Source organism: Actinoallomurus sp. NPDC052274 (assembly GCF_040679475.1).
GTDB classification, from domain to species: Bacteria; Actinomycetota; Actinomycetes; order Streptosporangiales; family Streptosporangiaceae; genus Actinoallomurus; species Actinoallomurus liliacearum.
In genome coordinates this window covers 60,440-85,711 of the sequence record NZ_JBFAUT010000036.1, presented here as the reverse complement: position 1 = coordinate 85,711, position 25,272 = coordinate 60,440, and the positions used below count along the sequence as shown (strand labels likewise).

Here is a 25,272-nt window from a genome sequence, read left to right as displayed (position 1 = left end):
GCGCCGACCCGCCGCCCGGGCCGCCGGGCCGGCGGATCGGCGGACGCTCGGCGGCTGCGGACGCTCGGCCGGGGCTCAGCGCTGCGCCGGGACGTAGGCCGGCTGCGGCGCGGTGGGCGCGGCGGCCGGCGCCTCGCCGTGGGACAGGCCGGGGAGCCAGGACAGCGCGCGCGGGAGGTACCAGTTCCGCTCGCCGAGCAGCGTCATCACCGCCGGGAGCAGCACCGCCCGTACGATCGTGGCGTCCAGCAGCACGGCGATCGACAGCCCGACGCCCATCTGCTTGAAATCCTGCATCGAGAGCGTGCCGAACACCGCGAACACCGCCACCATGATCACCGCGGCGCTGGTCACGGCGCCGGCCGTCGCCCGGATGCCCTGCGCCACCGCCGCCGTGGTGGGCGTGCCGCGGTCGTACGCCTCGCGGATCCGCGACACCACGAAGACGTGGTAGTCCATCGACAGCCCGAACAGGACGACGAAGACGAACAGCGGCAGCCACGCCTCGATGGCGCCGACGCCGTGGGTGCCGACGAGGCCCGCGCCCCACCCGTGCTGGAACATCGCGACCATCACCCCGTACGCCGCGCCGACCGACAGCAGGTTGAGCACGATGGCCGTGGCGGCGATGGGCACGGACCGGAACGAGATCAGCATCAGCAGGAAGGTGACGCCCAGCACGAACACGAAGACCGGCACGATGCCGCCGCGCAGCCGGGCGTTCCAGTCGGTGGAGAAGGCCAGGGTGCCGCCGACGCGCGCCTCCGCGACCCCGCCGAACGCCGCGGGCACCAGGCGCTGCCGCAGGGTCGCCAGCGCGTGCCGTGAGGTGGCGTCCGAGCCGTTGCCGGCGAGCGGCACGCTGATCGTGGCGACGTTCGCCGCCGCGTGGACCTGGACGCGGACCGGCTGCCCGAACTCCCCGTCCCGCCGCGCGGCGTCCCGCAGCGACTGGATCGCCTGCCGTACCCGGGGCGCCTGGACGTCGGAGGCCTTCACCACGACGAGGGCCGGGTCGGGGCCGCCGGGGAACGCCGCGGTGATGCGGTGGTAGGTCACGATCAGGGGCGTGTTCTTCGGGAGCTGCTGATCCATCCGGAGCTTCTCGGTGTGCATGCCGAGCGCGGGGGCGGCCAGCGCCAGCAGGAACGCCCCGGCCAGCACGGCGGAGACGCCCGGACGGGCCAGCACCGGGCGCAGGACGGCGTTCCAGAACCGCCCGGTCGACCGCTTGCGGCGCAGGAACGGGATGCGCCCGAACTCCACCTTGTCGCCCAGCATCGACAGCAGCGCGGGCAGCACCGTCACCGAGCCGATCACCGCGATCAGCACCACGAGGATGGTCGCGACCGCGAACCCCTCGAAGATCGCCATGCCGGACAGGAACATCCCGGCCATCGCCACCATGACCGTCAACCCGGACACCAGGACGGACCGGCCGGAGGTCGCGGCGGCGATGCGCAGCGCGGTCTCCCGGTCCCGTCCGGCGGCGCGTTCCTCGCGCTCCCGGCGCAGGTAGAACAGGCAGTAGTCGACGCCGACGGCGAGGCCCATCAGCAGCATCACCGAGCTCGCCGAACCGTCCATGTGCATGGCGTGGCTGATCACGGCGAGCAGCCCGTTGGCCGCCAGGAACGCCGTCAGCGCGATGGCCACCGGCACCACGGCGGCCAGCAGCGCGCCGAAGGCGACGAGCAGGATGCCCAGCGCGAGCGGCACGGCGGTCAGCTCCGCGCGGGAGAAGTCCCTGCCCATCGTGTGGTTGAACCACCGCTCGCCGGACGCGTCGCCGAACTCCTCCACCCGGACCCCGGGGTGCCCCGCTCCCGCCCGCGCCACCGCCGCCTGGACGGGCGCCACCCGGTCCGCCGCCGTCTTCGGGTCACCGGCCATGTCGAACTGCACCAGCGCGTCGCGGTGATCCCGGGAGACCAGAGGTGCCCGCACGGTCGCCGCCCGCCCGCTGTCCCGGATCGCGCGGGTCACGTCCGCGGCCGCCGCGCGGAACCCGTCCGGGGTCGCGCTGTGGATCAGCACCATCTCGGTGGCCGGGCTCGTGATGCCGGCCTCTTCGAGGATGCGGATCGCCCGCCCGGAGTCACCGGTGCCCTGCTCACCGTTGGTCAGCTGCCGCTGCCCCGCCATTCCGCCGACGAGCACGGCCGCGACGACCAACAGCAGCCACCCGAATATCGCCGTCTTCCTGTGGCGTGCGCTCCAGCCGCCCAGCCGAGCGGCCAGGTTCTCCTTCATCCGCGTTCCCCTTCACCGTCCGGCGGGTACCCTTCGGTGAAGACGCTAGAAATCCGGAGGCCTGTGCCCCAGCCGGTGAGCACCCGGCTGGACCCGGGGGGTGACCACCCCTGGACGGTGACGCTGGCTACACCTTGACGCGAGCCGCTGTCCGTATTCTTGAATCATGAGCGCGCAGCCCCACTTCGACCGTGGCCACACGGACGACCTCGCCGACTTCATCGCCGCCAGCCCTTCGCCCTACCACGCGGTCGCGAGCACCGCCGAGCGCCTGGAGAAGGCCGGGTTCCGCCCCGTGGCGGAGACGGACCCCTGGACCGGGGAGACGGGCGGGCGATACGTCGTACGCGGCGGGGCGATCGTCGCCTGGTACGTCCCGGAGGGGGCGGGGCCGGAGACGCCGTTCCGGATCGTCGGCGCGCACACCGACTCGCCCAACCTCCGCGTCAAGCCGCGTCCCGACTTCGCCGCCCAGGGCTGGCGCCAGGTCGCCGTCGAGATCTACGGGGGGCCGCTGCTCAACAGCTGGCTCGACCGGGACCTCGGCCTGTCCGGCCGGATCGTGCTGCGCGACGCCAGCACGCGGCTGATCGCCGTCGACCGCCCGCTGCTGCGAGTGCCGCAACTCGCCATCCACCTCGACCGGAGCGTCAACGAGAACGGCGTCGTCCTCGACCGGCAGCGGCACACGCAGCCGATCTGGGGCATCGGCGACGGCCACGAGGGGACGCTGATCGAGTTCGTCGCCGAAGAGGCCGGAGTCGACGCCGCCGACATCGTCGGCTGGGACCTGATGGCCCACGACGTCCAGCCGCCCGCCTACCTCGGCCGGGACCGGGAGCTGCTGGCCGCCGCGCGGCTCGACAACCAGTTGTCGGTGCACGCGAGCACGGCCGCGCTCGCCGCCGTCGCCGGCTCGCCCGACCTGTCCTACATCCCGGTCCTCGCCGCCTTCGACCACGAGGAGAACGGCAGCCAGGCCGACAGCGGCGCCGCGGGCCCGCTGCTCGGCGCCGTCCTCGAGCGCTCGGTCTTCGCCCGCGGCGGCTCGTACGACGACAAGGCGCGCGCCTTCGCCGGGACGATCTGCGTCTCCGCCGACACCGGCCACGCCGTCCACCCGAACTACCCCGAGCGGCACGACCCGACCCACCACCCGATGGCGAACGGCGGCCCGATCCTCAAGGTCAACGTCAACCAGCGGTACGCCACCGACGGGGTCGGCCGCGGCGTCTTCGCCGCCGCCTGCGACCGGGCGGGCGTCCCCTGCCAGGAGTTCGTCTCCAACAACGCGATGCCGTGCGGGACCACGATCGGCCCCATCACCGCCGCCCGCCATGGGATCACCACGGTCGACATCGGCGTCCCCATCCTGTCCATGCACTCCGCCCGCGAGCTGTGCGGGGCCGACGACCCGCACCTCCTGGCGAGCGCGCTGAAGGCGTTCCTGGAGACCTGACCGGGCGGCCGCGGCCTCAGCCGGTCACCGTGATCCGCACTGTGGCGCCGGCGGTGGCCGCCGGCAGCCTCGTGGTGTCGATCGCCAGGTACTCCCCGTCGTCCTGCCGGCCGTTCGGCAGCGTCTTGGCGTGCAGCGCGAAGGGCGGCGCGCCGTTGGTGATCCCGTCGACGCCGAAGTCGCTGTCGTTGCTGATCACGAGGGTGCGTCCGCCGTCGGTCGTGGCGACCCCTTCGACCTTGTCGTGCCCGAAGAAGCCGCCCGCCGGGTCCAGGCCGGTCAGCAGCCCGCCCAGGTCGAGGCCGAGGCTCTTGCGGACCGGCGTGACGCCGGCGGCGGCCAGCTTCGCCTGCGAGGTCGCGGTGTCGCCCGAACCGACGTACGCGTCGATCGTCCTGGCGTCCTTGCCGACGAGCAGCCCGCCCTTGGCCGCGTCGTAGCGGGCGCCGGGCACCGACGCCCGCGGCCCGACGTCCGTCGCGCCGGTCAGGTCGATCCTGAAGAGTCGCTTGTACGCACCCGGCTCGGTGTTCCCGTCCCGCTCGTCCACGAGGCACGTCGTGTTCGACAGTGCGGTGATCTCGCTGACCGCCCCGCTGTTGGTCTTGGGATCGTCGAGCAGGTAGACGTACTCGTGGGTGGCCCGGGTGCGCAGGTCGTACGTCACGATCCGCAGCGTCGTGACGTCCTTCGCCTTGGCCGTCAGGTCGGGCTGCTGCAGCGCCGACTGCATGATCCCCACCAGCGTCCCGCCGTCGGGCGTCACGGTGAGCCCCTCCATGCCCTTGTTCGGCACCCGGTTCGCGAGCTCCCGGGGCAGTGAACCGTCGAAGGGCGACAGCCGCTCGACGGCGCGGCCGTTCCGGTCGAACCGCGTGATGAACGGCCCGTACTCGTCCGACACCCAGAAGGAGCCGTCGCGCATCGCCACCAGGCCTTCGGAGTCGTACCCGCTCGCGCTCGGCGCCAGGGTGTTCCCGTTCAGGTCGGTGAGGGTCTCCCCGGTCGCCGCCTGCGGGTTCACGCGCCCGGAGTACGGCGTGCCGTCGGCGGCCCGTAGCGGGATCGTCCGCTCGAGCACGGCCCGGCCGTCCTTGAGGCGGAACCTTCCGATGGACGGCGTGAATCCGGGCAGCGGCAGGATCTTCGTGCCGTTCGGACCGTCGACGTTCGGCCCGCGGTCGGTGAGGCCGTAGAACTCGTCCCGGTGACCTGGCACGGGCGCGAGCGCGGACCCGTAAGCGCCGCCGGTGATCTTCACGCCGCCGATCGTCGCGAGCGGCGGCAGGTGGGTGGTGTACAGCCGGACCGCGTCGCTGACGGTGTAGGCGAAGGAGTCGGTTCCGGTGAACCCGGCGGCCGGAATGTACCGGAAGGACCCGTCGGGGTCCAGGCTCAGCGACCCGTGCGCGGGGGAGGTGTGCGAGACCAGCGTGACGGGCCGCCCGCGGTCGTTCCGCAGGACACCGGGTCCGTGCACGGTGAGGGTCCCCCCGGCCCGTACCCGGTAGGCGTCGTCCCGCGCCTGCAGGGCGGGGGACGCGCCGGCGGTGGCGATCCCCGCGCCGGAAAGGGACAGGGCGAGCGTTCCGGCGGCGGTGGCCGCGACGGCACGACGGTTCATCCGAATTTCTCCTCGTGGAGGGCACGCGATCCGACACCTGGATTCTGCAGATGACGAGTGGCCGCTCCACGTCCTCCAGACGACGCGCCGGTTAACCGCCGCCGGTGAGTGCCCCGCGCGCCGGGGAGGCGTCACATGCCGTAGTCCAGCAGGAGGTTCAGCCAGATCTCGCTCGTGGTCGGGAAGGCCGGAACGGCGTGCCACAGCCGGTCGAGCGGGACCTCGGCGGTCACCGCGATGGTCGCCCCGTGGAGGAGGTCCACGATGGCGGGCCCGACGAAGGTGGCGCCGAGAAGGACCCGCCGGTCCTCGTCGACGACCAGTTTCGCCCGGCCGGTGTAGCCCGGGGCCTGGAGCTGGGCGCCGATCACCGCGCCGATGTCGGACTCCACGGTGCGTACCGGGAGACCCTTGGCGCGCGCCCGGAACTCGGTCAGCCCGACCGCGCAGACCTGCGGGTCGGTGAAGATGACCTGAGGAGCGCCACGGTCGTCGGCGGTGTCGCGGAGCGCCGCCAGGTCGTCGGGCCGGCCCTCGGCGCGGGCGACGATCACGTCGCCGCAGACGCGGGCCTGGTACTTGCCCATGTGGGTGAGCAGGTTGCGCCCGTTCACGTCCCCGACGGCGTACAACCAGCCGTCGGGCACCTCCGTCGCCCGCATGCTCGCGTCCACGTGGATCGGACCGTCGGCCGTGAGACCGATCGTCTCCAGTCCGATGTCGTCGACGGACAGGCGGCGGCCGGTGCCCACCAGGATCTCGTCGGCCTCGATCTGGGCGCCGTCGTCGGTGTGAACGGTCACCGGACCGCCCGGAGCGAGGCGTTCGACGCGGACGGGCGAGCGGCCGAAGCGTACGTCGATCCCGTTCTCGGCGAACGACTGGGCCAGCAGCCGGCCCGCGAACGGCTCCGTCCTGGTGAGGAGACGGTCGTCGCGGACGACGACGGTGGTCTCCACGGCGCCGAGCGAGTGCAGGGCCTGCGACATCTCGCAGGCGACGGGGCCGCCGCCGATGACCACGAGCCGCTTGGGCACCTGCTGGACGCCGGTCGCCTCCCGGTTCGTCCAGGGGCGCGCCTCGCGGAGCCCGGGCACATCGGGAACGCGGGGGGCGCTGCCGGTCGCGACGATGACGGCGTGCCGGGCCCGCAGCCGCCGGACGCCGCCGTCCGGCGTCGTCACCTCCACCCGCCGCGGCCCGGCCAGGCGCCCGTGCCCCCGCACGAACGTCGCCGGCAACCGCTCGACCCAGCTCACGTAGCCGCTGTCGTCGAAGTGGGACACCACCTGGTCACGGCGGGCCAGCACCGCGGCCGTGTCGATCGGCCCGCTCAGCGTCAGACCCGGCATCCGGTCCACCTCGGCCGCCAGTTCCATCGGCCACAGGAGAGCCTTGCTCGGGACGCACGCGTAGTAGTTGCACTCCCCGCCCACCAGACGCTTCTCGACGACGGCGGCCGTGAGCCCGCCCCGTACGACCCGCGCGGCGGCCATCTCACCGACCGGTCCGGCGCCGACCACGATCACATCGAAAGCGTCGCCACCCTCTGCCACGAGACTCTCCGATCACCCTCGGCGTGGAGGGGGCCGTGGTGGGACCTGCCCCGAATCAGGGCAACAGACGGAAAACCCAAGGGAATCTTTGACGGACGCGGACACCGCACGGCATGGGAGCGGAACCCCCGGTGAAACGCCGCTCGCCCCGGCCCGCGGCGGAGGCCGTACCGGATCAGCGGCAGGACCGGCGGGAACCGAGGACCCGTCCGCGCGCCGAGCGTCTCACCGGCCTGGTGGGAGGGCGCTTTCGATCCCCGCGATGATCAGTTCGAGACCTTGGCGGAAGGCGTGGTCCAGCCGATCTTCGGGCCAGGTGCCGACCTTCCGCGCCTGTTCCTCGATCGTGTAGCCGTTGACGTAGGCCATGACCGTGTCCACGGCGATCGCGGCGGTGTCCTCGGGCAGGCCCGCGTCGATCAGGGCGGCGACGAGGGCTCTGAAGACGGCGACGGCCTCGCCGCTCGGCTGTTGGAAGGTGGTCATGAGCCGGGCCCCGTCGCGGTGGGCCAGCATGAGGGCACGCGCGTTGGTCGCCGCCCCGCGCAGCAGCTCGTCCCAGGGGCCGTCCAGCGACAGGGGCGTACCCGGCGGGGCGACCAGGTGCGCGACCATGGCGTCCAGCAACGCCTGCTTGCTGGGGTAGTGCCGGTACAGCGCGCTGGCCCGCACACCGAGTCGGCCCGCCAGCAGCCGCATGGTCAGGCCGTCCAGCCCGACCTCGTCGAGCAGCTCGATCGCCGTCCGCAGCACCTCGGCACGCCGCTGCCCCATTGATTCCTCCCAGCCGGGTTGACAGGTCGGCTTCCCTCAGGTGAACAATGTACACGTGAACGTTGTTCACCTGGGAAGCGAGGAAGGTCATGGCTGAACAAGGCGCAGGACGAGTGCTGGTGATCGGGGCGGGGATCGGTGGGCTCACGCTCGCCCACGCGCTCGTCCGAGTGGGCATCGACGTGCGCGTGTACGAGGCCGACGATGCGGCCGGTGACCGGTTCCAGGGTTACCGCATCGGCCTGGGACGGGCCACCATTGATGCCCTGCGGGCGACCCTGCCAGGGCGGCTCGCCGAGCTGGTCGAGGCCACCAGCGGGAGCCTCACCGGGCCGGGACTGCTGTTCGACGAACGGCTCAATGTGCTCAGCCGCGACCTCGAGGGCCCGCCGGAGGACGCCAGGGCCGTGGACCGGCAGGTACTGCGGCGCATCCTGCTCGGTGCCCTGGGCGACCGCATCGCGTACGGCAAACGGCTGACGAGCCACGCCGAAACCGAGGACGGGACCGTGATCGCGCGCTTCGCGGACGGCACGGAGGCGGCGGGGCAGGTGCTCGTCGGCGCCGACGGAGGCAACTCGAGAGTGCGACGGCAACTGGTGCCCCAGGTCCGGCTCGTCGACTCGGACCTGTGCGGGGCGATGGGCCGTACGCCCGTCGCCGACCGTTTCCTGCGGCTCGTGCCCGGACGCGGCACGATGATCAAGGGGCCCGGGATCACGCTGATGCTGGGACGCATGCAGTTCGACCGTGAACCGTCCGAGGCCGCCGCGGCGTTGGCTCCCGAGCTGGCCATGCCCTACCGCGAGAGTTACGTGCGGTGGGTGCTGATGGTTCCGCCGGAGCACCCGGCCGCCACCGGCCCGCGCCGTGAGGACGCTCGTGAAGTGGTGCTGGACCTCATCGACGGCTGGCACCCCGACCTGCTGGACCTGGTGCGCTCGTCCGATATGAGCGGCATCGGCCGGTCCAGGGTCTTCGACCGTCCGATGCCGTCATGGCCGGTGAGCAGGGTGACGCTGCTCGGCGACGCCGCCCACCTCACGCTGGCCTCCGGCGGGAACGGCGCGAACACCGCCATGTGGGACGCCGTGCTCCTCGCCGAACGCCTGGCCGAGGTCGAGCGCGGCGAACGCGACCTCGCCTCGGCATTGGGGGAGTACCAGGCGGGCCTGCTTCAGCGCGGCAACGCGGCGGTGGAGTACAGCAAGGAGAACCTGAAAAGATTCGTCCCCGCCCAGGCCGCCACGCCCCGGCAGACGACGGCCTCACCGGTCGGTCGCGCGGAGGACGCCGACCGCTGACGCGGCCACGGTCACCGGCGCGGCGCGTGCGACGAGGACCGTCGCGCTGGTACTCGTTCCCCGTGGACGCCGACCGGTGAGGCGTCTCGTCGCGCGATCCGGTACCCGGAGTCCGCCGCCCATCGCGGGCGTCCGGTAGCCGCCGAGGAACTCCGTACCGTCCACCTCGCACGAGCCGAGCTCGGCGAGGAAATGACGGTAGGAAGGCGGGAACGACGCGACACCGCTCACCCGCCGGACCCTACCCATCCCCCAGCCCCAGCCGCCCGGCGCCAGGCGGCCGGCTCGGCCGGGGCAGGGCGCTCGTTCTGAAGCGTCCACTGAGACGAGAAAGTCGCTCGCGTGAGTAGACGGCGTGAAACGAGTAGGTGCTTTCAGGCAGCGTTCGCCGTGTGAGGTCTGTGTGATACGTTTCGCGGCGCCGTGCACCGCTGCGAACTGAGGAGGTGAGACCGATCAACGCTGTGACAGGTCGGGACTCCCTCCCGCGCATGGCCTAGGGAGCGCCCGCAGAAGGCATCCCGAAAGGCTTGAAACGCTTTGCGCTTCATCTCTCAGACGTCGCTGGACGGCGTCACCGAACGGCTGTTCACCCTCGGCGAGATCCCCGGTGTGCTGTGGACGCCGGAAGACGCCGTCGGAGCGCGCCCCCTGATCCTGATGGGACACGGCGGCGGGCAGCACAAGAAGGCCCCCGGCATCGTGTCCCGCGCGCACCGCTTCGTCACCGAGGGCGGTTTCGCGGTGGTCGCACTCGACGCGCCCAACCACGGCGACCGGCCGAAGACCGAGGAGTTCGCCCGCATCGCGGCCGACTTGCGGGCCGGCATGGTCGCGGGTGAGGACGTCGCCGCGCGGCTCGCCACCATGCACGAGTTCCTGGCCGACCAGGCCGTCCCGGAATGGCAGGCGGTCCTGGCCGCTGTTCAGGAACTCGACTTCGTCGGCGCCGGCCCGGTGGGCTACTTCGGCATGTCGATGGGCTGCGGCCTCGGTGTCCCCTTCGTCGCCGCGGAACCCCGAGTCCGCGCGGCGGTGCTGGGCCTGCTCGGTCTGGATGGGCTGGCCGAGGCCGCCGCCCAGGTCACCACCCCGGTGCAGTTCCTGCTCCAGTGGGACGACGACCGAGTACCGCGGGCCCAGAGTCTGGCGCTGTTCGACGCTCTGGCGTCGGCCGAAAAGACGCTGCACGCCAATCCCGGAAGGCACGGGGAGGTCCCCGAGTTCGAGACGGACAGCGCGCTGCAGTTCTTCGCCCGGCACTCCGGTTAGGACCGCCGTCTCGTAGTGCGCGAAGCGCCGGTCGGGCCTTGGTTCCCGGCCGGCGCGTTCGCGTCGGACTGTTCCGCATGGCCGAGCGCGTGCAGGCGCGGGAGGTCGAACCATCCGCGACGGTGCCGACCTCGCCGGCACCAGGTACCGCAGGTAGCCGTCGCTGTGGCCACCTTGCCGTCGACGTGGCCGGCGAGACGCCCGGATAGCCGGGTTCCGCCCGGCAACGGCGGCGGCAAGGTCCCGGTCCCCTTGCCGTCGCGCGTGGCCTCGGTGAGGGAGTGGGCTGCTGGGGCGTGCAGAACGCTCGGTGAACGCGGCGCATGCCAACTTGCACAAGAGGCGATTCCCGGCAATCGGGGCGAAGGTAGTGGCGCTATCCGAGACTTCTGCACGCGGCTGCCTGGAACCACCGTCAACGCCCCGGATTTCCGCTGCTCAGGGCACCGAAATCCGGGGCGCTATCTCGGCGGCGATCTCAAACCGTACAGGCCGCCGCGATAGCGACCTCGACGCAGTCACCGCCGTTCGGAGAGCTGTAGTGGGACTTGCGCCACTCGGTGACGATCACAGCTGCATCCATCGGTCTTGCCTCACTTTCGATATGAGGTCGACACTCGCTTGGGCAGGAAGTGCGTCCGCGCGAATCGCATCGTACCAGTTGAGGATTTCTGCGACTTCGGATGAATTGATTGCGATGCGCCCCTCGGCGGCATCATCGAGATACACGACGTCCGGTTCGCCATCCATTGTTGCGATCACGAACGGGCCGGACAAGCCGGCTGTTCCAACCCTCTCCTTCGGCACTACCTGGATGGTGACATGGTTGACGACCGTCGCTTCGATGAGAGCGGCGAGCTGATCCCGCGATCTCGTCGCTCCCCACCAACCGCGATAGCACGCTTTCGTCCAAGATCGCCCATAGCAGCGGTGGGTTGTCGAGCACTAGGAGCTGTTGCCGCTCGATACGTGCCGTGACCTGTGTTTCCAGCTCTTTGTCGGTGATCCCCGGCTTGCTCCGGAGGATCGCCCGCGCGTAAGCCGGCGTCTGAAGGAGGCCGGGGACGACCAGCGGTTGCCAGGATTTAAGGATTTTCGCCTTTTGCTCGACGGAGATCCAGGGCCTGAACCAGGTAGGCGGTGCCGTCCTTCGGTTGGCGCGTTTGATCGTTTTCCAGAGGCGGTGGAAGGAGCCGTTCGTCTGGAAGTAGGTGTCGAGATCCTGGGCGAACGCCTCGGAGGGGGACTTGTCGGCCAGTTCCACCGCGCCGACCCACTGGCCGGTGCAGCCCAGGGCGTCGGCGAGCTGACTTTGGGACAGGCCGGCGTCGTTGCGGTATGTGCGGATTTTCAGACCGAAATGACCGGTAAGCGAGTCTGGAGCGAGGTCGCGCTGGGGTCGTGCCATGGGGACCTCCTCGGTTCTCAACCTCCGGCCGGTGGCGGAAATCGCTGGAGCGGAGGTGATTTGCGAGTGGTTGTCGTCGATGGCTGACGTAATCGGTCGGCGCGAGTCTGTAGCCGGAAATCGGCGAGATTCGGGAAGTGAGGTTCGCGCGAAATGGAGATACCCCGCAAGGCACAATGATCGGGTCGCTCGTCAGAGACCTCGCCCGCACCCTGGCCGCACGAGGGCTCGTCGCCGAGGTCGTCGGCGCGAGCAGGGTGTGGGCGGTCAACCGGGCGGCCGACGGGGACGACCCGGTCGGCGCGGCGATGAGCCCGGGCCTCCGGCAGGCGGTCGTCTGCCGGCCGGACGAGGACGGGCGGCTGCTGTGGTGGTGGGGCTGGTCCGGCCCCACCCGGGACGCGCCCTCGGAGTACGAACCGCTCGGGCCCGCGACCGATGTCGAGGCGGCCGCCTGCCGGATCGCCTCGGTGCTGCGGCTCGACGGAGTCGTTCCGGAGATGACGTCATGACCGCGCCGCCCACGCTGGTCGACCCCTGGCCGCCCGGTGTGCTCTCGGAGATGCAGCTGACCGTGCTTCTCCGGCGTCGCTTCCCGGACGCCGTGCTGTGGTTCGGTCCGTACACCCGGCGCTGGTGGGCGATGCTGCCCGTGCGCGGCCGGTGGAGTCTCGTCGAGGCGGCCGACCCGGAAGAGCTCACCGGCGCGGTCGTCAGGGCGCGGACCTGATCGGGACGGTCTCGGTCGTCAGGGAGATCTGGCCGCGACGGTGCCGGTCAGGGCACGGAGCTGGCCGGGATGGTCGTCAGGACGCGGAGGCGGCCTGGATGGTGTCGGTCAGCAGGGTCTGGACGGCCTGGATCGCCGGGGAGGCCCAGCGGGAGCGGGGGCGGAGCAGCCAGAGGCGCTGTTCGGCCAGGTCCGGAGGCCGCAGTCGTACGAGACGGCCGTCGGCGAGTTCTTCGGCGACGGTGACGGTCGGCAGCAGGGCCAGGCCGAGACCGGCCGCGACACAGCGCTTAACCGTCTCCACGCCGCCGAACCGGGGCTGGGCCACCGGGGTCCCGGCGGCGGCCATCAAGGCGCCGAGGTCGTCACTGTACGCGCAGCCCTCCTCCAGCAGGAGGACGCCCGTCGCCGCGAGTTCCGCCGGGGTGATCGGGCGGTCGCGGGGGAGGTCGGTCGCGGCGGGGCCCACCAGGGACAGCTCGACGCGGCCCAGGTCCGCCACGTCGGCCTGGGCCGGGTCGACCGACGGCTCCAGGAGGAGGGCGAGGTCGGCGCGGCGTTCCGTGATCGCCGTCAGCGCGGTGCGGGTGTCGGCGGGGAAGAGGGAGAGGCGGACCTCCGGCAGCCGTTCCCTGAACGTGGCGAGGAGCGGTGCCAGGTGGTAGGCGCACACCGACTCCGGGGCGCAGAGCCGTACGGGACCGGTGGGCCGGGTGGCGTCGGCGGCCAGCTCGGCGAGCATGCGGTCCTCGAGGTCGAGGATCTGCTGGGCGCGTTCGGCGAGCAGCGTTCCCGCGTGGGTGGGGGAGACGCCACCGGGGTGCCGGTCGAGCAGCGGGGTGCGCGTCAGGCGTTCGAGCGCCTGGATGTGCGTGGTGACCGTCGACTGGACGAATCCGAGCTCGGCGGCGGCCGCCGTGATCCCGCCGGCGCGTACGACCGCGAGGAAGCTGCGGAGCAGGCGCGTGTCCATCGGAGTTCTCGATCCCTCTTATCGATCTTTATCGTTGGACGCGATGGTAACCGGACTCGCAGAATCATGGCCATGACGAACACCGCATCGCAGACCCAGACTCAGGCGGCCCCGGCGGCCGTCCTTCGGTACACCGCCTTCGACGTGAACGGTGCGGGCGGCAACCCGGCCGGTGTCGTGCTCGATGCCCGGGGGCTGGAGGAGGCGCGGATGCAGGAGATCGCGGCCGAGGTGGGCTACTCGGAGACCGCGTTCCTGATCGAGGAGGCGGCGGATGAGCGCCGCTACCGGATCCGGTACTTCAGCCCGCTGGCCGAGGTGGCGTTCTGCGGCCACGCGACGATCGCCACGGCCGTCGCGCTGGCCGAGCGCGAGGGGACGGGCGATGTCGTGTTCCGCACGTCCGCCGGAGAGGTGGCCGTCGGGACCCGTGAAGAGGACGGCCGGATCATGGCCACCCTGACCAGCGTCGCACCCGCCGTACGCGCCCTGGACGACGGCGACCTCGCCGCGGCGCTGACCGCCCTCCGCTGGGAGGCGGACGAGCTGGACCCGGCCTTCCCGCCGCGGATCGCGAACGCGGGCAACGACCACCTGGTCCTCGCCGCCGGTTCCCGCGAGCGGCTCGCCGATCTGGACTACGACTTCGAGGCGCTGGGCGAGCTGATGGCCCGCCGGGGGTGGACGACCGTGCAGCTCGTGTGGCGGGAGAGCGAGACGGTCTTCCACGCGCGCGACCCGTTCCCGCCGGGCGGGGTCGTCGAGGACCCGGCCACCGGCGCGGCGGCCGCGGCCTTCGGCGCGTACCTGCGCGCCCTGGACCTCGTCGTGCCGCCGGCCCGGGTGACGATCCACCAGGGCGAGGACATGGGCCGTCCCAGTCGCCTCGTCGTGGACGTGCCGTCCGGGGCGGCGACCGGGATCCGGGTCAGCGGTACGGCGGCTCCCATCGGCGGCTGAGGTCCCCGTCACCGCGCAGGTCATGCGGACGATCAATGGCGAACAATCCGGATCGGCCTCCCTGAGACGGCCTTCGGTGCGAGCCGTTCTCGGGGCTGAGGCGTCAGGCCGGCGGGACGGAGGACGTGATCGGCGGAAGGTCGGCCGCCTGGTCCGGACAGACGGGTGTGCACAGGATGTGACCGGCGGCGGGTGACGAGCCACAGCAGGCCACCGCGGTGGTGAGCACCGGTCCGGCGGCCGCGAGGGGAGCGGTGAGGACCGCCGCCGCGACGGCGAATCCCAGCAGCGCGCGGACGGGGCCGAGCGGGCGGGTGCCGGCGATGAGGCGGCGCGCGCGGGCGCCCGTCGCCGAACCGCCCGCGGCCAGTACGGGCACCGGCGTCCCGGCCGGGACCGGGCCGGACAGCGTGAGCAGGCTCTCGGCGACGGTGAGACGGCCGGAGCGCTTCGCGGCGGCGTCGTCGGCGGCCAGTTCGACCAGGAAGGCGAGCTGTGCCCGCGCGGTGGTGAAGGGCGGGAGCGGGCCGAACGCCCGGACGAGGGCCTGGCTCGCGGTCAGCGCGAGGTGGTGGCGCTGGCGCAGGTGGGCCCGCTCGTGCGCGAGGACGGCGGTCAGCTGAGCGTCGTCGAGGGCCGCCAGCGCGCCGCTGGTGACGACGATCCGGCCCCGCCGGCCGGGGACGCAGTACGCGGCCGCCGTCGGGTGGTCGACGACGGTCACGCCGAGCCCGGTGTCGGCGCGGCCGACCAGGGTCAGCGCGTCGAGCCGCAGCCCTCGCTCGCGGGCGGCGGTACGGAACTCGGCGATCAGGCACCACGTGACACGAGCCGTCACGGCGAGGGCGGCGACGGCGCCGGTCGCGGCCAGGACGCCCATCTCGGAGAAGGTGTCGGGGGCGCACGGCCAGTGCACCGGCCCGTAGCACCGGCCCGGGGCGACTCCGGCCTTCGTCGCGGCGGTGGTCGCGTTCAGCCCGGCCAGGATCAGCGAGCCGACGATGGAGGCGGACATGCCCAGCCACGCGGCGATGGCGAGGCGGGGAGCGCGCGACGGCCACCCGGCGCGCCGGAGCGCGGCCGTGCCGGCGGTCGCCAGCAGCAGGGCGTGTCCCAGGAGGAGCAGCGTGACGGTCATCGCGGCCGCCGGTCGGCGTCCTTGGCGGCGTCGAGCGCGCGGCGGATCTCGGCCATCTCTCCCGGCTCCATCTTCTCCATGAACCGTACGAGGGCGGCGGCGCGGTCCTGCGCGGAGTCCAGTGCCTCGGCCACCAGTTGGGCGGTGTAGTCGTCGCGGCTGCCCGCCGGCCAGTACCGGAAGGCCCGGCCGTGCTTCTCGCGGGCCAGCCAGCCCTTCCGGTAGAGGATCTCCGTCACCGTGAGCACGGTGTTGTAGGCGGGAGTCGGCTCGCGGCCGAGTCGGTCACGGACGTCCCGGACCGTGATCGCCTTGTCGGCCGACCACATCACCTCCATGATCGCCGCCTCGAGCTCCCCGAACCGCGGCATGCGCCCCCTTCCATCCCGCTTCTACCTAAGCCGAATAGTACATGGGGTGTCACTCGCCGGCCGGGAAGTCGTAGCGCGACGGCACCTGAACGCTCGCGTTCGCCGGCCCGTACACCAGCGCGATCTCCCGGTGCGGAGTCAGCTCGATCGCGGCGGGGTCGCCGGTCTGCCTCCCGCCGTCGACGTAGGCCGTCAGCGTGCGGGTGCCGTCGGGCTGGAGGCCGCCGAGCCGTGCCGCGCTCAGCGGGACGTTCCACTCGGTGAAGAGCTGGCCGAGCGTGTACCGCTTGCCGGTGGCGGGCGCCTCGATGTGCAGCACCCCGGTGGTGTCATGGGTGTGCAACTCGGACATGGCGTCGCCGGACGCGGCGATGCCCAGATTGGCGGGGACGGGAACGGCCTTCCCGTCGACCAGGATGTCCAGGTGGGTGTGGAAGTGCACGGCCGTGCCCTCCATGGGGGCCACGGCGAGCCCTTCCTTCCGGGCGCGGTCGGCGGTGTCGTCCGGGCGGGGCCACGGCGGGCGGCCCGCCTCCGCCCCGGCCGCCGCGGCCGGGGCGGCCGTCCTGCCGGGGCTCTTCTTCCCGTCGGACGTGGCCGCCCAGATGCCGCCGGCCACCAAGACGGCGGCGACGCCCCCGCCCGCGGCCCAGGTCACGATCCGGCGCCGCCGGAGCCTGCGCTCCCGGGCGGCCCGCTCGGCCGCGAGCCGCTCCCGCGCGCTCCGGCGCGCCGCCTTCCAGTCGCGGCCGTCCGTCTTCGCCATCCCGCACCTCCGCCATAAAACCTAAGTCGCTTAGGTGAAGGCTAGCGCGCTTCGGCCTCGTGATCGAGGTGCGGACCGTACGTCGTGCGTGCCCTACATCTTGGCGATGACCTCCTCGGCGAAGCGCTCCATGGTCGCGATCTTGAGGGCCAGGCCGGAGCAGCGCCGCTTCTCCTCCTCCGTGGCGAGCCACCAGGGAGCGGCCATCGTCCCGTCGACCCCCCGCTCCCGCCACTTCCGGTACAGCGACGGGCTCGGCATCGCCCCGATCGGCGCGATGACCCGTAGGTCGTCGAGCTTGCGGCCGTGATCGGCGAGGTGGGCGGACAGGCGTTCGAGCAGTTCGGCCAGGCGGTCCTCCGAATAGATCCGGTTGCCGATCCACCCGTCGGCGAACCGGGCCGTACGGCGCAGCGCCGCGTCGCTGTCCCCGCCGACGTACACCGGGACCGGATCGGAGGGGACCGGCGCGATGCTCAGCGGTCCGAAGTCGTACCGGTCCCCGTGGTGCTCGACCGGTCCGCCGCGCCAGAGCGCCCGCAGGGCCGGCAGCATCTCGTCGAGCCGCCGGCCGCGCGTGTGGAAGTCCTGGCCGGTCTGCCGGAACTCGTCCGCGCACCAGCCGACGCCGACGCCGAACCGTACCCGGTTTCCGGACAGCACCGCCGCGGTCGACACGGCCTTCGCCACGGTGAACAGGTCGCGTGCCGGGGCGACGTAGACGTTCGTGGCGAAGTTCAGCCGGGAGGTGACCGCCGCCATCGCGCCGATGGTCACCCAGGCGTCCGGCCAGTGCGTCGTCGCGTCGTACGGCGGCTCGCCCGTCTTGGAATACGGGTAGCGGGTCTCGTAGTCGGCGTGGAACAGGTGGTCCGAGACGGTCAGGGTGTCGTACCCCAGCCGATCGGCCGCCTGTGCCAGCCCGACGAACTCCCCGGTCTCGTGAAATCCGCCCAGCCAGAATTCCACGGCCGCTCAGTCCGCGAACTCGGGGATGACCTTGGTGGCGAACAGCTCCAGGTTCCGCTTGACGGTGTCGAGCGGCAGCACACCCTGCTGGCCCTGCATGTAGAGGCCGAACCACTCCAGGTCGGGCATCCGGTCGAGCATCCGCTGGATGCCGCGCTTGACGTCGTCCGGCCCGCCGAGCAGCGCCATCTCGACCTCGTTCATGCGCTTGAAATCGCCCTTCTCCGGGCTGATGGGGACGTTCTTGTCGTCCTCCTTCTTGCGCATGACCTCGAGGTACCCGAACGGCCCGAAGAACGCGGCGAAGTCCTTGGGCATGTTCCGGCCGTACGTCTCGATGGCGTCCTCACGGGTGTCCGCCATACCGACGATCTTGAGGATGCCGGTGTGCTCGCCGAGCTTGTAGTCCCGGCCGCACTTGGCCGACTCCTCCTGGTAGAGCCGGGCCTTGGCGGCGTGGTCGTCGGGGTTCGGCGTGAACAACCACGGCAGGATGCCCTCCTGGGCCGCCCGGATCACGGACCGGTCGCTGATCGTGAACGGCTGCCACAGCTCCGGATAGGGGTTCTGGTACGGCCGCGGGCACACGGCCACCGAGCGGATCACGCCCTCGTCGTCGATCTCGCCCGGCGCGCCGAACGTCTGCGTCCACTCGGTGGCCGGCCACCCCTCGATCCCGTCGTACGGGAACGGGACCTGGTAGTCGAGGACGTCGCTCTTGTACTTCAGCGTGTCCTGCGTCCACGCCATCTTCATGATCTTCAGGACTTCGCCGAAGACGTCGAAGTTGCGGTTGTCGGACGCCGAGCCGTCGGACCGCGCGGCCGCTGCGTGCCAGCGCTGGCCGAGCACGTTCATCCAGCGGTTCTGGTAGCCGCGGGCGACGCCGAGGCGCAGCCTTCCCTTGGAGAACTGGTCGAGCAGCGCGACGTCCTCGGCGGCGCGGATCGGGTCCCACGCCGGCAGGACCATGCCGAGCGGGGCCAGCAGGATCCGCTCGGTGCGGGCCGCCAGGTCGGTGAGGAACATCAGCGGGTTGACCGAGAACTCCATGCCCTCGGAGTGGAAGTGGTGCTCGGTCATCATGAGGGCGTCGAAGCCGACCCGGTCCGCGTGCACCGCGATCTCGCGGACCTCATGCAGCAGTCTCTGGTACGACTCGGTGTCCCGCCCGATGGGCCGCTTCGCCTTGGCGTTCGCCTCGGCGCTGTAGCCCGACCCCGGAATCTGCGGATTGAGGAAGATGGCGAACTTCACTGCGTTACCCCTTTGATCCATCGGTTCATGACGAGCAGGAATTCCCTGGGGCGTTCCTCATGAAGGCGGTGGCCCGAGCCGGGCCAGGTCACGGTCGTCGAGGCGGGATGCGTGGACAGCGACTCGTCCCAGGCGGACAGGGCCGGGTCGAAACGGAAGGTGAGCACCGGGCACTCGCGGCGTTTGAGGTAGTCGTCGCAGGCCGGCCGGCTGCCGATCTGCTCCTCGCCGGTGAACAGCCCGGCGAACGCCTCGGCCAGCACGTGCGGCGGCATGGCGAGCAGCCGCCGGGCGTGCCACGTCTTGATCATCGGCGGGGTGACCGGCGTGTAGCACCACTCGTCGATCCGCAACGCGGCGCCGGCGTCCGCCCGCAGCGCCCGTACCTGCGCCGGAGCGGCCGCCGAGATCTCGGGGGGATGGCCGTAGCCCGGATCCACGCAGACGAGCGCCTTGACCCGCTCGGGGTGCTCGACCGCGAGGATGCTGACGATCTGGCCGCCCATCGAGTGACCGACCCCGATGACCTGCGGGACGTCCAGGTGGTCCAGCAGCCGCATGAGATCGGCGGCCATGTCGCGCGGGTGGAACCCGCTCGGCGGCACCGAGGAGTTGCCGTGGCCGCGCAGGTCGACGGCGATGACGCGGTGACGCGCCGCCAGGTCCGGCAGGTGCCAGGCCCATTCCTGGGAGTCCGAACCCCAGCCGTGCACGAGGAGGAGCGGCAGGTCGCCGGTTCCGTCGTCGGTATGGAACAGCCGAACGTCGCCTCCCGGCCGGCCCGGGTCCGCGAGGTCCGCGAACGGCATGGCGCGCCCCTTTCCGTCGTGCCGGCTGCACCGAACAAGCGCACGCTACATCAATCTATAATTACCGAGCAATCGCTTGGTTGAACAACCTTCGGAGGGACGATGAGGCTGGGCGTCACGATGTTCGCCACCGACCGGGCGATGGCCGTCCCGGAGCTCGCCGTCGAGGCCGAGCGGCGCGGGTTCGCCTCCCTCTACCTGCCCGAGCACACGCACATCCCGGTGAGCCGCGCCACCCCGCCGCCGACCGGCGACCCGGTCCTGCCGGAGGAGTACGCGCGGACGCTCGATCCGCTCGTCGCCCTGGCCGCCGCCGCGTCGGTCACCGAACGGATCGTCCTGGGCACCGGCGTCTCGCTCATCGCCGAACGGGAGCCGATCGTCACCGCCAAGGCCGTCGCGACCCTCGACCACCTCAGCGGCGGACGGGTCGCCCTGGGCGTCGGCTTCGGCTGGAACCGCGAGGAGGCCGCCGGCCACGGGGTGCGGTGGGAGACCCGCCGCGATCGTGCCCGCGAACACGTCCTCGCCATGCGCGCCCTGTGGGAGCGCGAGGAGGCGTCGTACGAGGGGGACTTCGTGCGCCTCACCCCGTCCTGGACGTGGCCCAAGCCGGCGCGGCGGATCCCGGTCCTGCTCGGCGGCGCGGCGGGCCCGACGCTCTTCCGGCACATCGCGGAGTACGGCGACGGCTGGCTGCCCATCGGCGGCGCCGGCGTCCGCGAGGCGCTGCCCGCCCTGCGCGACGCCTGCGCCCGCGCCGGCCGCGACCCGGTCCCGATCATCCCCTTCGGTACCGACCCGACCCCCGGCAAGCTCGACTACTACGCCTCCCTCGGCATCGACGAGGTCGTCCTCCGCGTCCCTTCGGGCTCGCGAGAGACGGTCCTCCCAGTCCTCGACACCTACGCCGACGCCTACCTGAGGGCCCACGCCGATGGGGAGCCTTGAGCGGCGAACGGGCGTCTAAGGCGGAGTAACCCGTCATAATGCGCTTCGGGCTGTCTCGGGAGGCTTCGCATGGCACTGGAGGCCGTGGCCGTCGCGGTCGGTAAGGCGCTGGGCCACCACCTCGCCCAGACCTGGCTGACCGGGTGGTCCGCCGAGCGCGAGCGGACGCGAGACCTCGTCGACCTGATGCGGACCAGGTTCCCGGACCGGATCGTGCGCCGCCGGTTCGAGCGGCAGATCGACGACATCGCCGACCAGGTCGCCGAGCGGCTGCTCACGCTGTGCGGGCACGAGTACGGCGGGCTGCGCGAGAACGACAAGGCCGCCGCGCTGGCCGAGGTCGCGCAGACCTTCGCCGACGCCGACCTGTCGGACCGGGCGCTGCTGGCGACCGACCTGGACGCGACGCGCCTCGCCGCGCACGTACGGGCCGGGCTGCCGCGTCGCGCGCTCGACGGGCAGCTCGGGGAGGCCGGAGCGCGGCTGTACGACGTGGTGCTGGACGAGTGCTGCGACTGCTTCGCGCGCATCGTCCAGCAGTTGCCGCAGTTCGGGCCCAGAGCGTCCACCGAGACGCTGGCGCGGCTGACGGCCGTCGCGGACCAGGTGTCGCTGCTGCTGGCGCGCCTTCCCGTCCGCACGCTCGACGCCCCGGAGGGGACGGCCACCGACGAGGCGTTCCGGCGGCGCTACCTCGAACACGTCAGCACCACCCTGGACGTGCTCGAGCTGTTCGGCGTACGGGTCGAGCGGTACCGGCCCCGTACGACGCTGAGCGTGGCCTACATCAGCCTCAGCGTGTCCACGGACGAGGACCCCGCCGAGCACGGCCGGGCCCGGCCGTCCGCCGCCCGTCCGCTGCCGATCGACGAGTGGCGCGGGGACGAGGCACAGGCCACCGAGGCGACGCTGCGGGTCGAGACCGCGCTCGGGCGGGCGCCGCTGACGCTGATCCGCGGGGAGGCGGGATCGGGCAAGAGCACGTTGCTGCGCTGGCTGGCGATCTCGGCCGCGCGCGGCACCTTCACCGGGGATCTCGCGGACTGGAACGGCTGCGTGCCCTTCCTGGTCAAGCTGCGCAGCCACACCGCCGGGTCGCTCCCGTCACCGGAGCGCCTCCTCGAAGGCGTCGCCGACCCGATCGCCGGGCTGATGCCGGCCGGCTGGGCGCACCGGGTGCTCGGCAGCGGCCGGGCGCTGCTGATGATCGACGGGGTCGACGAACTGCCGGGCGCGCGCCGCCGGGCCGTACGACCGTGGCTCGGCGGGCTGCTCGCGGCGTATCCAGGGCTGCGGGTCATCGTCACCTCCCGGCCCGCGGCGGCGAGCGCCGACTGGCTGGCGGGGGAGGGGTTCGCCACCGCCCTGCTGGAGCGGATGACCCCGGCGGACGTCAGGGAGCTGATCCGGCACTGGCACGAGGCCGTACGGGACGCGGGTGACCTGCCCTGCGCACCCGAACAGCTCCCCGGCTTCGAGGCGGCGCTGCTGGCGCGGCTGGAGTCGGCGCCGCACCTGCGGGCCCTCGCCGGCAGCCCGCTGCTCGCCGCGATGCTGTGCGCGCTCAACCTCGACCGGGAGAAGCAACTGCCACGCGACCGGATGGGCCTGTACGCGGCGGCACTGGATCTGCTGCTCGAACGCCGCGACGTCGAGCGCCAGATCGCGGTCGACGACGCCATCGTCCTCGAACGCGTCCAGAAGCTGCTGATCCTGCAGGACCTGGCCTGGCGGCTGTCGATCACCGGGCGGACCGAGCTGCCCAAGGACGCGGTGGTCCGCTGGATCGGCACGCGACTGGCGACGATGCCGAGCGCGCCCACCGACGGCGAAGCGGTGCTGGACCACCTGCTGGAGCGCAGCGGCGTGCTGCGCGAACCGGTGCCCGGGCGGATCGACTTCGTCCACCGGACCGTGCAGGAGTACCTGACGGCCAAGCAGTTCGCCGACGACGGAGACCTCGAACCTCTGCTCGCCCAGGCGCACAGGGACCAGTGGCGCGAGACGATCATCATGGCGGCGGGTCACGCCAACGCCCCGCAACGCGCCGAACTGCTGGCCGGACTGTTCCACCGGATCGCGACCGAACCGCGCCACGCCCGGCGGCTGAAACTGCTCGTCGCGGGCTGCCTGGAGACCCTTCCCGCCATCCCGGTCGAGCTGAGAAGCGCCGTCGACGCCTGCCTCGACGACCTCGTCCCGCCACGCGACCTGACCTCGGCGCGCTCCCTGTCGAACGTCGGCGAGACGATCCTCGACCGCCTGCCCCGCAGCCTGGACGGCCTGACCCCGGCCGCCGCGCGCGCCGTCGTCCGCACCGCCTGGCTGGTCAACGGCCCACGCGCCCTCGACCTGCTCGCCGCCTACGGCACCGACCCTCGCTACCTGGTGCAGGAGGAGCTGATCAAGGGCTGGGAGTACTTCGACCCGGACGACTACGCCCGGCGCGTACTGGCCGACGCCCCGCTCGCCGACCGTATCCTGCACCTCCCATCGCCGCGGCTCTTGAGCGCCCTAAGGCATGTCAGGCAGTTGAGGCGGCTGCGGATCGGCGATCGGCTGGCTGACCTCTCGTTCCTGCATCATCTCGATCAACCGATCACCCATCTCATCCTCAGCGAGCTGGAGTCGGGTGATCTGAGCCCGCTGATGGCTCGCGCCGACAGCCTTGAGTGGCTGAACATCTCGACCTTGACCGTCGTGCGCGACATGGCACCGCTCTGCCAGCTGCCGAAGCTGTGGGGTCTTCGGCTGTCGTCGTCCGGTCTGCGGGACCTGGGCTTCGTCCGCCACCTCCCAACGCTGGACACGCTGATGCTCACGCATCTCGAAGAGGTCACTGACTTCTCTCCACTTCAGGGGCAGACCTCGCTCACGGTCCTCTCGCTCGACGACTGTCCGGCACTGACTGGCCTGGATGTTCTTCCCGCGCTGGACGGAATTGACAGCCTGCACCTCACTGGTTCCGCTCTCGCCTCGGGGCTTGAGGAACTGGTGCGGCGGGTACCGAAGGTGCGCTCGTTGTACGTCAACGGCTCTTCCTGGGTGACCGACCTGCGGCCGCTCGCCGTGTTGGATCTCACGGGGCTCGGTCTCTGGGGCTGTCGCGGCGTCACCGACTTCACCCCGCTCGCCGGGCTTCGCGATCTCCACTTCCTCGACCTCGAGGACACGGGCATCGACGACCTCGCTCCACTGGCCTGGTTGAAGGAGCTGGACACCCTCTGGCTGCGTCACTGCACCGGCGTCGCCGATCTGACCCCGCTCGGCGGGCTGCGCAAGCTGCGGAACGTCTACCTCAAGGGCGTGGTCCCCGGTATCGATCTGGCACCGCTGGCCGGGCTGCGCAAGGTCACCGTCTACATCGAGCACGGTCAGGACGTGCGCAACGGGCATCTGCTCGGGCGCCGGCTGCAGGTCGGCTGATCAGTCGAAGACGATGACCGAGCGGGCGACGGCGCCGGAGCGTACGTGGTCGATCGCGTCGTTGATCTTGTCGAGGGGGACGCGTTCGCTGACGAGGCGCTCCAGGTCGAGGCGGCCGCGGCGGTGCAGGTCGGCCAGGAGAGGGAGGTCGCGGCGCGGCACGGCGTCGCCGCCCTGGGTGCCCAGCAGGCGCCGGGAGGCGAACAGCGTCTGCGGGGGGATCGACAGCGGCCGGCCGGCGGGCGGGCTGCCGACCATCACGGTGGTGCCGCCCGGCTGCGTCGCCGCGAACGCCTGAGCGAGCACGTCGACGTTGCCGGTGACGTCGAAGGCGTAGTCGGCGCCGCCGCGTACGATCTCGCCGACCTGGGCGGGCAGGTCCTCGGCGAGGATCGTGTGCGTCGCGCCGAACTCCTCGGCGAGCGTCAGTTTGGCGGGTACGACGTCGGCCGCGATGACCGTCGTGGCGCCCGCGAGGACCGCGCCCTGGACGACGTTCAGGCCGACGCCGCCGCAGCCGACGACGAGCACGCTCGCCCCCGTCTCGACGCGGGCGGTGTTCAGGACGGCGCCGACGCCGGTGACGACGGCGCACGCGGTCAGGGCGAGGAGGTCGAGCGGCGCCTCGGCGCGTACCTTGACGCAGGCGGCCTCGCCGACCACGGCGTACTCCGCGAACGACCCGATGCCGATCATGGGCCGGGCGGGGACGCCGTCGACCGTCAGGCGGGTCGTGCCGTCGCCCATCAGGCCCATGATCGCGTTGAGTCGCGCGGGGCCGGAGCACAGGTGCACGCGGCCGCGCGAGCAGTTGCGGCAGCGCCCGCACGGGCCGTTCATCGCGATGACCACGTGGTCGCCCGGCCGTACGCTCGTGACGCCCGGACCCACCTCGGCCACCACGCCCGCGCTCTCGTGACCGAGCACCAGCGGCGGCTGCCGCGCGACCGGGCTGTGGCCGTCGAGCGCCTTGATGTCGGAGCCGCACACCCCGGACGCGGCGATCCGCACGAGGACCTCGCCGCTCTGCGGCGGCTGGACGCGTATCTCGGTCAGCTCCATCGGAACGCCGAACTCCCGGACCACCGCCGCGCGCGCCACCCGTTCTCCAGCCATGGAGGGGACGGTAACACCAAGCATTTGCTTGGTCGAGTGACCGGCGAGAGGTCGCCGGTCTAGAATCCAGTTCGGCGACGAGGCGGGGAGGCCGCGTGAGCGAGCGGAGCGAGCGAGCCATGAGCGCAGTGCCTCTGGTCACTCCTCCGATGGAGG

General features: G+C 71.9%; 22 protein-coding genes and 1 pseudogene. 8 read left to right on the top strand and 15 right to left on the bottom strand.

What is annotated here, in order from left to right; all coding sequences use genetic code 11:
• Positions 1-75 precede the first annotated feature (75 nt).
• Positions 76-2,253: an MMPL family transporter gene (locus AB0K82_RS27525; protein WP_364402224.1), complete on the bottom strand. Its 2,178-nt coding sequence runs from the start codon at positions 2,251-2,253 to the stop codon at positions 76-78.
• A 166-nt stretch (positions 2,254-2,419) separates the two neighbouring features.
• On the opposite strand from AB0K82_RS27525, the gene AB0K82_RS27520 reads away from it, so the two are divergent.
• Positions 2,420-3,712, top strand: coding sequence for a M18 family aminopeptidase (locus AB0K82_RS27520; RefSeq protein WP_364402221.1), 1,293 nt, complete (start codon positions 2,420-2,422; stop codon positions 3,710-3,712).
• 16 nt (positions 3,713-3,728) lie between these two features.
• Here the strand turns inward: AB0K82_RS27520 and AB0K82_RS27515 are convergent, their stop codons facing one another.
• The 3 genes from AB0K82_RS27515 to AB0K82_RS27505 all read right to left on the bottom strand — a co-directional run bounded on the left by AB0K82_RS27515 (position 3,729) and on the right by AB0K82_RS27505 (position 7,666).
• Positions 3,729-5,336 (bottom strand): esterase-like activity of phytase family protein, encoded by a 1,608-nt coding sequence (locus AB0K82_RS27515; protein WP_364402218.1) that lies wholly within the window; start codon positions 5,334-5,336, stop codon positions 3,729-3,731.
• A gap of 131 nt (positions 5,337-5,467) precedes the next feature.
• Entirely contained in the window at positions 5,468-6,892 is a 1,425-nt protein-coding gene (locus AB0K82_RS27510) for an NAD(P)/FAD-dependent oxidoreductase (RefSeq protein ID WP_364402216.1), read from the bottom strand.
• Between the two features lie 225 nt (positions 6,893-7,117).
• The gene (locus AB0K82_RS27505) at positions 7,118-7,666 is read right to left on the bottom strand and encodes a TetR/AcrR family transcriptional regulator C-terminal domain-containing protein (RefSeq protein WP_364402213.1); all 549 of its coding nucleotides are present in this window, start codon (positions 7,664-7,666) and stop codon (positions 7,118-7,120) included.
• A gap of 89 nt (positions 7,667-7,755) precedes the next feature.
• On the opposite strand from AB0K82_RS27505, the gene AB0K82_RS27500 reads away from it, so the two are divergent.
• Entirely contained in the window at positions 7,756-8,970 is a 1,215-nt protein-coding gene (locus tag AB0K82_RS27500; protein ID WP_364402210.1) for an NAD(P)/FAD-dependent oxidoreductase, read from the top strand.
• On the opposite strand, the gene AB0K82_RS27495 is transcribed toward AB0K82_RS27500, so the two are convergent.
• Positions 8,935-9,201 (bottom strand): hypothetical protein, encoded by a 267-nt coding sequence (locus tag AB0K82_RS27495; RefSeq protein WP_364402207.1) that lies wholly within the window; start codon positions 9,199-9,201, stop codon positions 8,935-8,937. The two genes, AB0K82_RS27500 and AB0K82_RS27495, sit on opposite strands and share 36 nt — an antisense overlap.
• A 309-nt stretch (positions 9,202-9,510) precedes the next feature.
• Between AB0K82_RS27495 and AB0K82_RS27490 the strand changes: the two genes are divergently transcribed.
• Positions 9,511-10,242 (top strand): alpha/beta hydrolase, encoded by a 732-nt coding sequence (locus AB0K82_RS27490; protein ID WP_364402204.1) that lies wholly within the window; start codon positions 9,511-9,513, stop codon positions 10,240-10,242.
• Between the two features lie 478 nt (positions 10,243-10,720).
• Here the strand turns inward: AB0K82_RS27490 and AB0K82_RS27485 are convergent, their stop codons facing one another.
• Complete coding sequence (locus AB0K82_RS27485; protein ID WP_364402202.1) at positions 10,721-10,825, bottom strand: DUF397 domain-containing protein; 105 nt, start codon at positions 10,823-10,825, stop codon at positions 10,721-10,723.
• Positions 10,810-11,650, bottom strand: a pseudogene (locus tag AB0K82_RS27480) (helix-turn-helix transcriptional regulator). Before AB0K82_RS27480 ends, AB0K82_RS27485 begins: the two are co-directional and overlap by 16 nt.
• 176 nt (positions 11,651-11,826) lie before the next feature.
• Here AB0K82_RS27480 and AB0K82_RS27475 point away from each other — a divergent pair.
• Positions 11,827-12,162, top strand: a complete 336-nt coding sequence (locus AB0K82_RS27475; RefSeq protein WP_364402199.1) for a hypothetical protein — start codon at positions 11,827-11,829, stop codon at positions 12,160-12,162.
• The gene (locus tag AB0K82_RS27470; protein WP_364402197.1) at positions 12,159-12,380 is read left to right on the top strand and encodes a hypothetical protein; all 222 of its coding nucleotides are present in this window, start codon (positions 12,159-12,161) and stop codon (positions 12,378-12,380) included. The genes AB0K82_RS27475 and AB0K82_RS27470 overlap by 4 nt, the downstream gene beginning before the upstream one ends.
• A 76-nt stretch (positions 12,381-12,456) precedes the next feature.
• On the opposite strand, the gene AB0K82_RS27465 is transcribed toward AB0K82_RS27470, so the two are convergent.
• The gene (locus AB0K82_RS27465) at positions 12,457-13,353 is read right to left on the bottom strand and encodes a LysR family transcriptional regulator (RefSeq protein ID WP_364402194.1); all 897 of its coding nucleotides are present in this window, start codon (positions 13,351-13,353) and stop codon (positions 12,457-12,459) included.
• A 72-nt stretch (positions 13,354-13,425) separates the two neighbouring features.
• Here AB0K82_RS27465 and AB0K82_RS27460 point away from each other — a divergent pair, with 72 nt between their 5' ends.
• Complete coding sequence (locus AB0K82_RS27460; RefSeq protein ID WP_364402191.1) at positions 13,426-14,313, top strand: PhzF family phenazine biosynthesis isomerase; 888 nt, start codon at positions 13,426-13,428, stop codon at positions 14,311-14,313.
• 103 nt (positions 14,314-14,416) lie between these two features.
• Here the strand turns inward: AB0K82_RS27460 and AB0K82_RS27455 are convergent, their stop codons facing one another.
• From AB0K82_RS27455 to AB0K82_RS27430, 6 genes are all read right to left on the bottom strand, one after another.
• Positions 14,417-15,451: a M56 family metallopeptidase gene (locus tag AB0K82_RS27455; protein WP_364402188.1), complete on the bottom strand. Its 1,035-nt coding sequence runs from the start codon at positions 15,449-15,451 to the stop codon at positions 14,417-14,419.
• Complete coding sequence (locus AB0K82_RS27450) at positions 15,448-15,822, bottom strand: BlaI/MecI/CopY family transcriptional regulator (RefSeq protein ID WP_364402185.1); 375 nt, start codon at positions 15,820-15,822, stop codon at positions 15,448-15,450. Before AB0K82_RS27450 ends, AB0K82_RS27455 begins: the two co-directional genes overlap by 4 nt.
• Positions 15,823-15,871: 49 nt before the next feature.
• Entirely contained in the window at positions 15,872-16,588 is a 717-nt protein-coding gene (locus tag AB0K82_RS27445) for a hypothetical protein (protein WP_364402183.1), read from the bottom strand.
• A 93-nt stretch (positions 16,589-16,681) separates the two neighbouring features.
• Positions 16,682-17,557 (bottom strand): TIGR03619 family F420-dependent LLM class oxidoreductase, encoded by an 876-nt coding sequence (locus AB0K82_RS27440; protein ID WP_364402180.1) that lies wholly within the window; start codon positions 17,555-17,557, stop codon positions 16,682-16,684.
• A gap of 6 nt (positions 17,558-17,563) precedes the next feature.
• The gene (locus AB0K82_RS27435) at positions 17,564-18,814 is read right to left on the bottom strand and encodes an LLM class flavin-dependent oxidoreductase (RefSeq protein ID WP_364402177.1); all 1,251 of its coding nucleotides are present in this window, start codon (positions 18,812-18,814) and stop codon (positions 17,564-17,566) included.
• Entirely contained in the window at positions 18,811-19,623 is an 813-nt protein-coding gene (locus tag AB0K82_RS27430) for an alpha/beta hydrolase (protein WP_364402174.1), read from the bottom strand. The genes AB0K82_RS27435 and AB0K82_RS27430 overlap by 4 nt, the downstream gene beginning before the upstream one ends.
• A gap of 102 nt (positions 19,624-19,725) precedes the next feature.
• On the opposite strand from AB0K82_RS27430, the gene AB0K82_RS27425 reads away from it, so the two are divergent.
• Together AB0K82_RS27425 and AB0K82_RS27420 are read left to right on the top strand one after the other, a co-directional pair.
• Complete coding sequence (locus AB0K82_RS27425) at positions 19,726-20,574, top strand: LLM class F420-dependent oxidoreductase (RefSeq protein WP_364402171.1); 849 nt, start codon at positions 19,726-19,728, stop codon at positions 20,572-20,574.
• Between the two features lie 69 nt (positions 20,575-20,643).
• Complete coding sequence (locus tag AB0K82_RS27420) at positions 20,644-24,000, top strand: NACHT domain-containing protein (protein WP_364402169.1); 3,357 nt, start codon at positions 20,644-20,646, stop codon at positions 23,998-24,000.
• On the opposite strand, the gene AB0K82_RS27415 is transcribed toward AB0K82_RS27420, so the two are convergent.
• Entirely contained in the window at positions 24,001-25,116 is a 1,116-nt protein-coding gene (locus AB0K82_RS27415) for an alcohol dehydrogenase catalytic domain-containing protein (protein ID WP_364402166.1), read from the bottom strand. It lies immediately after the preceding gene.
• Positions 25,117-25,272: the final 156 nt, after the last annotated feature.

Excerpts from the sequence above, each read along its gene's own strand:
- AB0K82_RS27500 (WP_364402210.1), top strand. The coding sequence starts at position 7,756 with ATGGCTGAACAAGGCGCAGGACGAGTGCTGGTGATCGGGGCGGGGATC.
- AB0K82_RS27420 (WP_364402169.1), top strand. The coding sequence starts at position 20,644 with ATGGCACTGGAGGCCGTGGCCGTCGCGGTCGGTAAGGCGCTGGGCCAC.
- AB0K82_RS27505 (WP_364402213.1), bottom strand. The coding sequence starts at position 7,666 with ATGGGGCAGCGGCGTGCCGAGGTGCTGCGGACGGCGATCGAGCTGCTC.
- AB0K82_RS27470 (WP_364402197.1), top strand. The coding sequence starts at position 12,159 with ATGACCGCGCCGCCCACGCTGGTCGACCCCTGGCCGCCCGGTGTGCTC.
- AB0K82_RS27415 (WP_364402166.1), bottom strand. The coding sequence starts at position 25,116 with ATGGCTGGAGAACGGGTGGCGCGCGCGGCGGTGGTCCGGGAGTTCGGC.
- AB0K82_RS27520 (WP_364402221.1), top strand. The coding sequence starts at position 2,420 with ATGAGCGCGCAGCCCCACTTCGACCGTGGCCACACGGACGACCTCGCC.
- AB0K82_RS27445 (WP_364402183.1), bottom strand. The coding sequence starts at position 16,588 with ATGGCGAAGACGGACGGCCGCGACTGGAAGGCGGCGCGCCGGAGCGCG.
- AB0K82_RS27450 (WP_364402185.1), bottom strand. The coding sequence starts at position 15,822 with ATGCCGCGGTTCGGGGAGCTCGAGGCGGCGATCATGGAGGTGATGTGG.
- AB0K82_RS27485 (WP_364402202.1), bottom strand. The coding sequence starts at position 10,825 with ATGGATGCAGCTGTGATCGTCACCGAGTGGCGCAAGTCCCACTACAGC.
- AB0K82_RS27460 (WP_364402191.1), top strand. The coding sequence starts at position 13,426 with ATGACGAACACCGCATCGCAGACCCAGACTCAGGCGGCCCCGGCGGCC.
- AB0K82_RS27455 (WP_364402188.1), bottom strand. The coding sequence starts at position 15,451 with ATGACCGTCACGCTGCTCCTCCTGGGACACGCCCTGCTGCTGGCGACC.
- AB0K82_RS27475 (WP_364402199.1), top strand. The coding sequence starts at position 11,827 with ATGATCGGGTCGCTCGTCAGAGACCTCGCCCGCACCCTGGCCGCACGA.
- AB0K82_RS27525 (WP_364402224.1), bottom strand. The coding sequence starts at position 2,253 with ATGAAGGAGAACCTGGCCGCTCGGCTGGGCGGCTGGAGCGCACGCCAC.
- AB0K82_RS27465 (WP_364402194.1), bottom strand. The coding sequence starts at position 13,353 with ATGGACACGCGCCTGCTCCGCAGCTTCCTCGCGGTCGTACGCGCCGGC.
- AB0K82_RS27430 (WP_364402174.1), bottom strand. The coding sequence starts at position 19,623 with ATGCCGTTCGCGGACCTCGCGGACCCGGGCCGGCCGGGAGGCGACGTT.
- AB0K82_RS27515 (WP_364402218.1), bottom strand. The coding sequence starts at position 5,336 with ATGAACCGTCGTGCCGTCGCGGCCACCGCCGCCGGAACGCTCGCCCTG.
- AB0K82_RS27425 (WP_364402171.1), top strand. The coding sequence starts at position 19,726 with ATGAGGCTGGGCGTCACGATGTTCGCCACCGACCGGGCGATGGCCGTC.